General features: G+C 73.7%; 10 protein-coding genes and 1 rRNA gene. All 11 read right to left on the bottom strand.

Annotated features, from left to right (window positions below; translation table 11 throughout):
- Nucleotides 1-183, bottom strand: a 16S ribosomal RNA gene (locus BMZ50_RS17425); the annotation flags it as partial.
- A 363-nt stretch (nucleotides 184-546) separates the two neighbouring features.
- Nucleotides 547-1,836, bottom strand: a complete 1,290-nt coding sequence (gene tyrS / locus BMZ50_RS17420; protein WP_091327203.1) for a tyrosine--tRNA ligase — start codon at nucleotides 1,834-1,836, stop codon at nucleotides 547-549.
- Nucleotides 1,833-2,543, bottom strand: coding sequence for a DNA-3-methyladenine glycosylase (locus BMZ50_RS17415; protein WP_245753701.1), 711 nt, complete (start codon nucleotides 2,541-2,543; stop codon nucleotides 1,833-1,835). Before BMZ50_RS17415 ends, tyrS begins: the two co-directional genes overlap by 4 nt.
- Nucleotides 2,507-3,979, bottom strand: coding sequence for an argininosuccinate lyase (gene argH / locus BMZ50_RS17410; RefSeq protein WP_245753700.1), 1,473 nt, complete (start codon nucleotides 3,977-3,979; stop codon nucleotides 2,507-2,509). The genes BMZ50_RS17415 and argH overlap by 37 nt, the downstream gene beginning before the upstream one ends.
- Complete coding sequence (locus tag BMZ50_RS17405; protein WP_091327201.1) at nucleotides 3,976-5,178, bottom strand: argininosuccinate synthase; 1,203 nt, start codon at nucleotides 5,176-5,178, stop codon at nucleotides 3,976-3,978. Before BMZ50_RS17405 ends, argH begins: the two co-directional genes overlap by 4 nt.
- Nucleotides 5,175-5,717, bottom strand: a complete 543-nt coding sequence (locus BMZ50_RS17400; protein WP_091327197.1) for an arginine repressor — start codon at nucleotides 5,715-5,717, stop codon at nucleotides 5,175-5,177. The genes BMZ50_RS17405 and BMZ50_RS17400 overlap by 4 nt, the downstream gene beginning before the upstream one ends.
- Nucleotides 5,714-6,658, bottom strand: a complete 945-nt coding sequence (argF, locus tag BMZ50_RS17395) for an ornithine carbamoyltransferase (protein ID WP_091327195.1) — start codon at nucleotides 6,656-6,658, stop codon at nucleotides 5,714-5,716. Before argF ends, BMZ50_RS17400 begins: the two co-directional genes overlap by 4 nt.
- Nucleotides 6,655-7,842, bottom strand: a complete 1,188-nt coding sequence (locus BMZ50_RS17390; RefSeq protein WP_091327192.1) for an acetylornithine transaminase — start codon at nucleotides 7,840-7,842, stop codon at nucleotides 6,655-6,657. Before BMZ50_RS17390 ends, argF begins: the two co-directional genes overlap by 4 nt.
- A complete protein-coding gene (gene argB, locus BMZ50_RS17385) occupies nucleotides 7,839-8,828 on the bottom strand; it encodes an acetylglutamate kinase (protein ID WP_091327190.1) in 990 nt (329 codons plus the stop codon). Before argB ends, BMZ50_RS17390 begins: the two co-directional genes overlap by 4 nt.
- A complete protein-coding gene (gene argJ, locus BMZ50_RS17380; RefSeq protein ID WP_091327187.1) occupies nucleotides 8,825-9,976 on the bottom strand; it encodes a bifunctional glutamate N-acetyltransferase/amino-acid acetyltransferase ArgJ in 1,152 nt (383 codons plus the stop codon). Before argJ ends, argB begins: the two co-directional genes overlap by 4 nt.
- Nucleotides 9,973-11,013: an N-acetyl-gamma-glutamyl-phosphate reductase gene (argC, locus tag BMZ50_RS17375; protein ID WP_091327184.1), complete on the bottom strand. Its 1,041-nt coding sequence runs from the start codon at nucleotides 11,011-11,013 to the stop codon at nucleotides 9,973-9,975. Before argC ends, argJ begins: the two co-directional genes overlap by 4 nt.
- Between the last annotated feature and the right edge of the window lie 67 nt (nucleotides 11,014-11,080).

The raw sequence follows: 11,080 nt of genomic DNA, 5'->3' as shown, positions 1-11,080 counted from the left end.
CAGCGGTCATATCCGGTATTAGCCCCAATTTCTTGGGGTTATCCCGGAGCCGGGGGCAGGTTGCCCACGTGTTACTCACCCGTTCGCCACTGATCCCCGCCCGAAGGCGGTTCACCGTTCGACTTGCATGTGTTAAGCACGCCGCCAGCGTTCGTCCTGAGCCAGGATCAAACTCTCCGTAGATGATTTGATCGCGGCTGAGAACCGCGAGCTGACACTCGCGATATCAATCAACCAAAGGAATCCCCACCGGACCATCAAGACCGGCACGGGGTTATTACTTGGCACTGACTTTCGGCACGCTGTTGAGTTCTCAAGGAGCGGACGCGCACGGAACCCGACCCGATCGGGTCTTCGTCCGAGGCGATTCTCGATTGTACGCCGCACTCGATCTGCCCGCTCGGGGCGTCTCGGCGGCCACCCTCAGGCGGTCTCGCGCGGCGCAGAGAGAAAGTTACGTGGGTGCGGGAGCCGTGTCAAACCCGGAGGCAGGTGACGCCCGACACCCTGCCGTGACCGGCCGGCAAGGCACCGTTCACACCTCGGTCAGGAGGCTGCCGGGGCCCCCCGCTGCACCCCGGCCACGGACCGCTTGCCCCGGCGCAGGACCAGCCAGCCCCCGGGCAGCCAGGCGTCCTCACCGGGCACCGCCTCGGGGTCGGTCACCCGCTCGTTGTTCAGGTAGGCGCCGCCCTCCTTCACCGTCCGGCGGGCCTCGGACAGGCTGGAGACCAGGCCGGTCTGCTGCAGCAGCTGGGCGACGGTCGGCACCTCTCCCTCGACGGTCACGCTGCCCGCCTCGCCGAGCGCGGCGCCCAGGGTCTGCGGGCCGAGCGCGGAGAGGTCCTCCCGGCCGAACAGCGCCCGCCCGGCGGCCTCCGCCTGGCGCAGCTCGTCCTCCCCGTGCACCAGGCGGGTGAGCTCCTCGGCGAGCGCCCGCTGCACCACGCGGGCGGCCGGCCGCTCGTAGCTCTCCGCGACCAGCGCCTCGATCTCCTCGGCCGGCCGTTCCGAGTAGAAGGGCAGCCAGGTGCGTGCGTCGGCGTCGTCGGCGTTGAGCCAGAACTGGAAGAACGCGTACGGCGACGTCAAGGTCGGGTCGAGCCAGACGGCGCCGCCCTCGGTCTTGCCGAACTTGGTGCCGTCGGACTTGGTGACCAGCGGGGTGGACAGCGCGTGCACCCTCGCGCTCTCGGTGCGTCGCACCAGGTCGATGCCGGCCGTGAGGTTGCCCCACTGGTCGGACCCGCCGGTCTGCAGCGTCACCCCGTGCCGGCGGAACAGCTCGCGGAAGTCGTTGGCCTGCAGGATCTGGTAGCTGAACTCGGTGTAGCTGATGCCCGCCTCCGAGTTCAGCCGGGCGGACACCGCCTCCTTGGCCAGCATCTGGCTGACCCGGAAGTGCTTGCCGATGTCACGCAGGAAGTCGATGGCCGAGATCGGAGCGGTCCACTCGAGGTTGTCGACGTAGATCGGGCCCTTGAACCCGTCCTGCTCGGCGGGCACCTCGAGGAACGGCGCCACCTGCTCGCGGATGCGGGAGACCCACTCCGCCACCGTGCTGCGGTCGTTGAGCTGACGTTCGGCCGACGGCCGCGGGTCGCCGATCAGTCCGGTCGCACCGCCGACCAGCACCACGGGCTGGTGCCCGGCGCGCTGCAGCGCCCGCAGCACCATGAACTGGAGCAGGTGACCCACGTGCAGGCTCTGCGCGGTCGGGTCGAAGCCCGCGTAGTAGGCCACGGGTCCCTCGGCGAGGTGCTTGCGCAGGGCGTCCTCGTCGGTGCTCTGGGCGATGAGCCCCCGGCGGTGCAGCTCGTCGATCACGTCGCTCACGGCACCCCATCCTGCCCGGCACCCCGACCGCCGTTCCGCCCGCCCCGCCGGCGTCCGCCCACGCGGAAGGGGCTGACCGAGGCGGCGTCGGTCTCCCAGAACCGCCACGGGTGCTCGGTGGCCTGGCTGATGCCGACGCGGGGTCCGGCCGAGATCGTCGCCGGGGGCATGCCCCGGTGCAGCCGGACCGGGCCGGCCGGGTCGAGCAGGTAGGCGCCCCGGTCGTCCGGCCCGATCGCCAGGGCCTGGGTCAGCCGGGCCGGCCCCCGGGCGAGGTCGCGCGCGGACCGGGCCGCCGGCCGGCGGGCACGCGCCAGCTCCTCCCCCACGCCGACGTCGCCTGCCCGCAGCAGCACGGCCGAGCCGTGCCCCTCGGGCCCGACGACGACGTTGGCGCACCAGTGCACGCCGTAGCTGAAGTAGACGTAGAGCCGCCCCGGCGGGCCGAACATGATCTCCGCCCGCGGCGTGGGCCCGCGGTGGGAGTGCGCCGCCGGGTCCGTCCCGTCGCCGGCGTAGGCCTCCACCTCGGTCAGCCGGACGGCGACCTCACCCTCCGGCCGGTCGGTGACCAGCCAGCAGCCCAGCAGCGTGGGCGCCACGACGTCGGCCGGTCCGAGCAGCTCCTCCGCGGTGAGGAGCCGCCCGGGCCGGTCGGCGGGGAGATCGGTCAGAGCGCCGCCGCCACGGGTGAGGACGACGCCCACTCGGTGTGCTGCCGGGCCAGCTCGGCCAGCGCGGACAGCTGCTCGGCGACCCGCTCGGGCGCTGTTCCCCCGCGGGCCTTGCGAGCGGCCAGGGCGCCGCGGACCGACAGGACCGAGCGGACGTCGGGCGTGAGCCGCTCGTCGATGCCGGCCAGCTGCTCGTCGTCGAGCTGGTCGAGCTCGAGCCCGGCCTGCTCGCAGAAGGCGACCATCTCGCCGGAGATCTCGTGCGCGGACCGGAACGGCACGCCCTGCCGGACCAGCCACTCGGCGACGTCGGTGGCCAGCGCGAACCCCTGCGGGGCGGCCGCCTCGAGCACCTCCGCGCGCAGGGTCAGGGTCGCCACCATGCCGGTGACCGCGGGGAGCAGGAGGAGCAGCTGCTCCATGGAGTCGAAGACCGGCTCCTTGTCCTCCTGCAGGTCGCGGTCGTAGGCCAGCGGCAGCCCCTTCAGCATGGTCAGCAGCCCGGTGAGGTTGCCGACGAAGCGGCCGGACTTGCCGCGGGCGAGCTCGGCGATGTCCGGGTTCTTCTTCTGCGGCATGATCGAAGACCCGGTCGCCCAGGCGTCGTCGAGCCGGGCCCAGCCGAACTCGGTCGACGTCCAGAGCACGACCTCCTCCCCCAGCCGGGAGAGGTGGACCCCGATCAGCGCCGCGGCGAAGCAGAACTCGGCGGCGAAGTCGCGGTCGCTGACCCCGTCGATCGAGTTGTCCGAGGCCCGGTCGAAGCCGAGCTCGGCGGCGACGGCGTCGGGGTCCAGCGGCAGCGACGAGCCGGCCAGGGCGCCGGAGCCGTAGGGGCTCACCGCCGTCCGCTCGTCCCAGTCGCGCAGCCGGTCGACGTCCCGGGAGAGCGCGTGCGCGTGGGCGAGCAGCTGGTGGGCGATGAGCACCGGCTGGGCGTGCTGCAGGTGCGTCATGCCCGGCGCCGCCACGTCCTGGTAGCGCTCGGCGAGCCCCACCAGGGCGTACTCCAGGGAGGCCAGCTCGCCGACCAGCGTGCGCACGTGGTGGCGCAGGTACAGCCGCAGGTCGGTGGCGATCTGGTCGTTGCGGCTGCGGCCGGCGCGCAGCTTCCCGCCCAGCGCGCCGAGCTTCTCGGTGAGCCCGCGCTCGAGCGCCTCGTGCACGTCCTCGTCGGACTCCACCGGCCCGAAGGTGCCGGCGGCGACCTCGGCGGAGAGCGCGGTCAGCGCCCCGATCATCTGCTCGAGCTCGTCGTCGGTGAGCAGCCCGGCCCGGTGCAGCACGCGGGCGTGCGCCCGGGAGCCGGCCAGGTCGAACGGCGCCAGCTCCCAGTCGAAGTGGGTGGACTTGGAGAGGGCGGCCATCGCCGGCGAGGGGCCGCCGCCGAAGCGGCCGCCCCAGAGCCGGGTCCGGGAGGGGGCCCGGGCGGGGATGCCGGGATCGGCGGCAGGCGGCTGAGCGCTCACGAACCGAGCCGCTGGTCGCGGGCGGCCGCCAGCTTGGAGGGCATCCCCCACAGCTGGACGAAGCCCTTGGCCAGCCCCTGGTCGAAGGTGTCCCCGGTGTCGTACGTGGCGAGGTTGAAGTCGTAGAGCGAGGCCTCGCTGCGCCGTCCGGTGGCCACCGCCCGGCCACCGTGGAGGGCCAGCCGGATCTCACCGGTGACGTGCTGCTGGGACTCGGCGACGAAGGCGTCGAGCGCCTTCTTCAGCGGGGAGAACCACAGGCCGTCGTAGACCAGCTCGGCCCAGCGCTGGCCGACGGTCCGCTTGAAGCGGGCGAGGTCCCGCTCGATCGTGACGTTCTCCAGCTCCTGGTGGGCGGTGATCAGCGCGATCGCGCCGGGGGCCTCGTAGACCTCGCGGCTCTTGATGCCGACCAGCCGGTCCTCGACCATGTCCAGCCGGCCCACGCCCTGGGCGCCGGCCCGGGCGTTGAGCTGCTCGATGGCCTGCAGCACCGTCACCGGCTTGCCGTCGATCGACGTCGGGACGCCGGCGGTGAACCCGATGGTGACCTCGTCGGCCTCGCGGGGCGTCGTCGGGTCCTGGGTGTACTCGTAGACGTCCTCGATGGGGCCGTTCCAGATGTCCTCCAGGAAGCCGGTCTCCACCGCGCGGCCCCAGACGTTCTGGTCGATCGAGTACGGCGACTTCTTGGTGGTCGCGATCGGCAGGCCCTTCTCCTCGGCGAAGGCGATCGCCTTGTCCCGGGTCATGCCGGAGTCGCGGACCGGGGCGAGCACCTGGAGGTCCGGGCCGAGGGCGCCGATGCCGACCTCGAAGCGGACCTGGTCGTTGCCCTTGCCGGTGCAGCCGTGGGCGACCATCGAGGCGCCGTGGTACTTCGCGGCGGCGACGAGGTGCTTGACGATCAGCGGCCGGGACAGCGCCGAGACCAGCGGGTAGCGGTCCATGTAGAGGGCGTTGGCCTGCAGCGCCGGGAGGCAGAACTCGTCGGCGAACTCGTCGCGCATGTCGGCGACGATCGACTCGACCGCGCCGCAGTCCAGCGCGCGCTGGCGGATGACCTCCATGTCCTCGCCGCCCTGGCCGACGTCACCGGCCACGGCGATCACCTCGGCGCCGGTCTCCTCGGCGATCCAGCCGATGGCGACGGAGGTGTCGAGGCCTCCGGAGTAGGCCAGGACGACACGTTCGGTCACGGTGCACTCTCTTCCGAATCGATGGTGTAGCTGAGGTCGGGGTGGACGGAGGGCGAGCGCTCGGCGAGCGCGCGCAGCCGGTCGGCCAGGGCCGGACCGCCGTCGGGCTCGCGGGAGACGACCAGGAGAGTGTCGTCCCCCGCGATCGTGCCCAGGACGTCGGGGAGGCCGACCTTGTCCAGGGCGGAGGCGAGGAACTGCGCGGCGCCGGGCGGCGTGCGCAGGACCGCCAGGTTGGCGCTGCCCTCGACGCTGGTGAGCAGGTCCGCCAGCAGCCGGGCCAGCCGGGCGGGCGCGGCCTGCGCGGGTCGCAGCGGCGCGTTGTCCGGCGGCAGCACGTAGGACGCCGGGGCACCGTCGGACCCGCGCAGCTTCACCGCGCCGAGCTCCTCCAGGTCCCGCGAGAGCGTGGCCTGGGTGACCTCGATGCCCGCCGCGGCCAGCAGCCCGGCCAGCTGGGTCTGCGAGGTGACCGGCTGGGCGTCGATCAGCTCGCGGATCCGCGCCTGCCGGGCCGAGCGGGTGACGGCGTGGGTCATCGGCTCTTCTCGAGCAGCCAGGCGAGCAGGGCCTTCTGGGCGTGCAGCCGGTTCTCGGCCTCGTCCCAGACGGCGCTGTTCGGCCCGTCGATGACCGACGCGGCGATCTCCTTGCCGCGGTAGGCCGGCAGGCAGTGCAGGACGACGGCGTCCTCGGCGGCCCGCGCCAGCGCCGCGTCGTCCACCGCGTAGGGCAGGAACGGGGCGATCCGCGCCTCGTACTCCCCCTCCTGGCCCATCGACACCCAGGTGTCGGTGGCCAGGACGTCGGCGCCGTCGGCGGCGGCCGCCGGGTCGGCGGTCCAGGCCACCGAGCCGCCGGTCTGCGCGGCGATCTCGGCCGCCCGCTCCAGCACGGCCTTGTCGGGCCGGAACCCCTCCGGCGAGCCGATCCGCACGTGCATGCCGGCGGTCGCGCCGCCGAGCAGGTAGGAGTGCGCCATGTTGTTGGCGCCGTCGCCGAGGTAGGTCAGCGACCGGCCGGCCAGCGAGCCCTTGCGCTCGATCACCGTCTGCAGGTCGGCCAGGATCTGGCACGGGTGGAACTCGTCGGTGAGCGCGTTGACCACCGGGACCCGGCTGACCGCGGCCATGGCCTCGATGCGGTCCTGGCCGAAGGTGCGCCAGACGATCGCGGCGGCCTGCCGGTCGAGCACGCGGGTGGTGTCCTCGATCGGCTCGCCGCGGCCGAGCTGGCTGCTGCCGGCGTCGATGACCAGCGGGTAGCCGCCGAGCTCGGCGACGCCCACGCTGAAGGACACCCGGGTGCGGGTGGAGGGCTTGTCGAACAGGACGGCGACGGCCCGCGGCACGCCGTGCGCGGCCAGCGGGGTCGGCGCCCCGGCGGTGTGCCGGGTGGCCTTGAGCTCGGCGGCCAGCGCCAGCACCTCGGCCTGCTCGGCCGGGCTGAGGTCGTCGTCCCGAAGGAAGTGCCGGGTCACGGTGCGGTCTCCAGAGCGGTGTCGAGGGCGGCGGGCAGGGCGGCGACGAAGGCGTCCACCTGCGCATCGGTGAGCACGAGGGACGGCGCCAGGCGGAGCACCCCGGGCGCGACGGCGTTGGTGAGGAAGCCGGCGTCGCGCAGCGCGACCTCCAGGGCCCCGGCGACGTCGGCGGTGAGGACGACGCCGAGCAGCGCGCCCCTTCCCCGGACGGCGCTGACCGCGGCATGCCCGAGGCCCTCGATGCCGGCGGTGAACCGGTGCTCGAGCTCCTTGGCCCGCTCGAGCAGACCCTCGTCGCGGATGGTGTCGAGGACGGCGAGCGCGGCCGCGGCGGCGATCGGGTTGCCGCCGAAGGTGGAGCCGTGCGAGCCCGCGGTCATCAGGTCGGCCGCCTCGCCGAAGGCCAGGGTGGCACCGATCGGCAGCCCGCCGCCCAGGGCCTTGGCCAGGGTGACGACGTCGGGCTGCAGCCCGTCGGCCTGGTGCATGAACCACGAGCCGGTGCGGCCGGTGCCGGTCTGCACCTCGTCGACGGCGAACAGCGCGCCGGCGTCCGCGGCCGCGGCAGCGGCGGAGGCCAGGTAGTCGGGGGGAGCGGGCAGCACGCCGCCCTCACCGAGCATGGGTTCGAGCAGCACCATGGCGGTCTGCTCCCCCACCGCGCCGGCCAGCGCCTCGGCGTCCCCGTAGGGCACGTAGCGCACCCCGCCGGGCAGCGGCGCGAAGGCCGCGGCCTTCGAGGGCTGCCCGGTGAGCGCCAGGGCGCCCATGGTCCGGCCGTGGAAGGCCCCTTCGGCGGTGATGACCTCCGGCCGTCCGGTGAGCCGGCTGATCTTGAACGCCGCCTCGTTGGCCTCGGCGCCGGAGTTGCAGAAGAACACCCGGCCGGGCCGCCCGGCGATCTCCAGCAGCCGCTCGGCCAGCGCCAGGCCCGGCTCGTGCATCGCCAGGTTGGACACGTGGCCCAGGGTCTGCGCCTGCCGGGTGATCGCCTCGGTCACCTTCGGGTGGGCGTGGCCGAGGATCGTCGTGGCGATGCCGCCGAGCAGGTCGGTGTACTCGCGGCCGTCGACGTCCCAGACGGTGGCTCCCGCGCCGCGGGCGAGCGCCACCGGTGGGGTCCGGTAGTTGCCCATCATCACGGCCGACCAGCGGGTGGCCAGCTCCTCCGTGTGCGTCATGGTGCCGGCTCCTCCCTCTGCTCGGCCGGGACCACCATGGTCCCGGTGCCTTCCGTGGTGAACATCTCCAGCAGCAGGGCGTGCGGTGCCCGGCCGTCGACGACGGTCGCCCGCTTCACCCCGCCGTTGACCGCCCGCAGGCAGGCGGCCATCTTCGGCACCATCCCCGCGTCCAGCGTCGGCAGGATCTCGGCCAGTTCGGCGGCGTCGATCTGCTGCACCAGCGAGTCGCGGTCGGGCCAGTCGGCGTAGAGCCCCTCGACGTCGGTGAGGACGACCAGCTTCACCGCGCCCAGCGCCACGGCCAGCGCGGCCGCGGCGGTGTCGGCGTTGACGTTGTGCACCACGCCGTCGGCGTCCGGCGCGACCGTGGCGACGACCGGGATGTGGCCGGCCTCGAGCAGCGCGGTGACCGGCGCCGGGTCGACCGTGACCACGTCGCCGACCAGGCCGACGTCCACCGGCCGGCCGTCGACGAGCGCGTGCGTGCGGGCGGCGGTGAACAGGCCGCCGTCCTCGCCGGACAGGCCCACGGCCAGGGGGCCGTGCTGGTTGATCAGCCCGACCACCTCGGGGGTGACCTGGCCGGTGAGCACCATCCGGACGACGTCGATCGTCTCGGGCGTGGTCACCCGCAGACCGCCGCGGAACTCGCTGGCGATGCCCAGCCGGCCCAGCATCTCGGTGATCTGCGGGCCGCCGCCATGGACGACGACCGGGTGGATGCCGCAGGTGCGCAGGAAGACCATGTCGTCGGCGAAGGCCCGCCGGCACTCCTCGTCGACCATGGCGTGCCCGCCGTACTTCACGACGACGACGTTGCCGTGGAACTCCTTGAGCCACGGCAGCGCGCCGGTGAGGACGGCGACCTTCTGCCGGTCGCCCTCCGGGTCGTAGGTGCGCATGACCCGGTGGGTGCCGACCTGCCGCGCCGTCCGCAGCTCGTCGACGCGGATGTCGGGTGGGGTGGGGTCCTGGGGGCTCATGTGGAGTAGGCCGAGTTCTCGTGGACGTAGGCGATCGACAGGTCGTTGGTCCAGATCGTCGCCTGCTCGCTGCCGGCCTTCAGGTCGACGTCGATGGTGATCGCCCGGCCGGTGAGGTCCACGCCCTCCCGCGGATCACCGATCGCGCCGCCTCGGCAGACCGTGACGCCGTTGATGCTGACGTCGACCCGGTCGGGTTCGAAGGCGGCGTCGGTGGTGCCGATCGCGGCCAGCACCCGGCCCCAGTTGGGGTCGTTGCCGAACAGCGCCGTCTTGAGCAGGTTGTTGCGCGCGCAGGCCCGGCCGGCGGTCAGGGCGTCCTCGACGCTGGCGGCGTTGCGGACGGTGATCGCGATGTCCTTGGTGGACCCCTCGGCGTCGGCCAGCAGCTGCATGGCGAGGTCGGTGGCGGCGGCGGTGAGCGCCTCGGTGAACTCCGCGGCGCTCGGGGTGATGCCGCTGGCACCGTTGGCCATGACGATCACGGTGTCGTTGGTCGACAGGCAGCCGTCGGAGTCGACCCGCTCGAAGCTGACGCCGGTCGCCTGCTTCAGCGCGGGCTGGAGGACCTCCGGCGGGACGACGGCGTCGGTGGTGAGGACGACGAGCATCGTGGCCAGGCTCGGGGCGAGCATGCCCGCGCCCTTGGCCATCCCGCCGACCGTCCAGCCGTCGCGGGCCTGCACCGTCGTCTTGGGCACGGAGTCGGTGGTCATGATCGCGCGGGCGGCGTCCGGTCCGCCGTCCTCGGACAGGGCCTTGACCGCGGCGGTGACCCCGGCGGTGAGCGCGTCCATCGGCAGCCGGACGCCGATCAGCCCGGTGCTCGCCACCGCGACGTCGATCGCGCCCAGCCCCAGCTCGGCGGCGGCGTGCTCGGCGGTGGCGTGGGTGTCGCCGAAGCCCTCGGGGCCGGTGCAGGCGTTGGCGCCGCCGGAGTTGAGGACGATCGCCCGCGCCCGCTGTCCGGCCAGCACCTGGCGGCTCCACAGCACCGGCGCGGCCGGGAAGCGGTTGGTGGTGAAGACGGCGGCGGCGACGTCGTCCGGGCCGTGGTTGACGACGACGGCGACGTCGGGATCGCCGCTGGACTTCAGCCCGGCGGCGACGCCGGCCGCCGAGAACCCTGCGGGTGCGGTGACGCTCACGGTGCGACTCCTACGAGCGGAAGGCCGGTGGTCTCGGGCAGGCCGAGGGCGAGGTTGGCGCACTGCAGCGCCCCGCCGGCGGTGCCCTTGGTCAGGTTGTCGACGGCGGCGACGATCACCAGCCGGCCGGCGTCGGGGTCCACGGCCAGCTGCAGCGCGACGGTGTTGGCGCCCAGCACCTGCGCGGTCGTGGGCCACTGCCCCTCGGGCAGCAGCTGGACGAACGGCTCGTCGGCGTAGGCCTTGGCGTAGGCGGCGCGGGCGGCCTCGGCGTCGACGCCCGGCGTCAGCGGCGCCGAGCAGGTGGCCAGGATCCCCCGGCTCATCGGCACCAGCGTCGGGGTGAAGCTGACGCGCACCGGCTGCCCGGCGGCCTGCGAGAGGTTCTGCACCATCTCCGGCGTGTGCCGGTGCACCCCGCCGACGCCGTAGGCGCTGACCGAGCCCATCACCTCGCTGCCGAGCAGGTGCGGCTTGGCGGACTTGCCGGCGCCGCTGGTCCCGCTGGCGGCGACCACGACGACGTCGGGCTGGACCAGGCCGGCGGCCAGCGCCGGGGCCAGGGCGAGGGTCACCGACGTCGGGTAGCAGCCGGGGACGGCGATCCGCCGGGCGCCGGCCAGCTTCTCCCGCTGGCCGGGCAGCTCGGGCAGCCCGTAGGGCCAGGAGCCGGCGTGCGCACTGCCGTACCACCGCTGCCAGGCGGCGGCGTCGGTCAGCCGGTGGTCGGCGCCGCAGTCGAGGACCAGCGTGTCCTCGGGCAGCTGCGCGGCGATCGCGGCGGACTCCCCGTGCGGCAGCGCGAGGACGACGACGTCGTAGCCGGACAGGCTCGCCGCGTCGCTGGGCTGCACCTCGAGGTCGGCGAAGGGCAGCAGGTGGGGCTGCAGCTCACCCAGGCGGCGGCCGGCGCTGGAATTGGCGTGCACCCCGGTCAGCCGGAGGTTCGGGTGCCCGGCCAGCAGCCGGCACACCTCGCCCCCCGCGTACCCGGTGGCGCCGGTGACCCCGACCGTCCACGTCTGCGCTGTCCTCATGATGCATGAATATACATGGTCATGCATGGCCGTTCACACCGGGTTTCCCGGTCAGCCGAGGATGCGG

This window comes from Geodermatophilus ruber (assembly GCF_900114385.1).
In the GTDB taxonomy this organism is placed as follows: domain Bacteria; phylum Actinomycetota; class Actinomycetes; order Mycobacteriales; family Geodermatophilaceae; genus Geodermatophilus; species Geodermatophilus ruber.
Note: the sequence above shows the minus strand (reverse complement) of the source record. Positions and strands in the feature narration are given on the sequence as shown.

Coding starts and splice junctions, on each gene's coding strand:
- BMZ50_RS17400 (WP_091327197.1), bottom strand. CDS start 5,717: ATGACCCACGCCGTCACCCGCTCGGCCCGGCAGGCGCGGATCCGCGAG.
- BMZ50_RS17390 (WP_091327192.1), bottom strand. CDS start 7,842: ATGACGCACACGGAGGAGCTGGCCACCCGCTGGTCGGCCGTGATGATG.
- argB (WP_091327190.1), bottom strand. CDS start 8,828: ATGAGCCCCCAGGACCCCACCCCACCCGACATCCGCGTCGACGAGCTG.
- argC (WP_091327184.1), bottom strand. CDS start 11,013: ATGAGGACAGCGCAGACGTGGACGGTCGGGGTCACCGGCGCCACCGGG.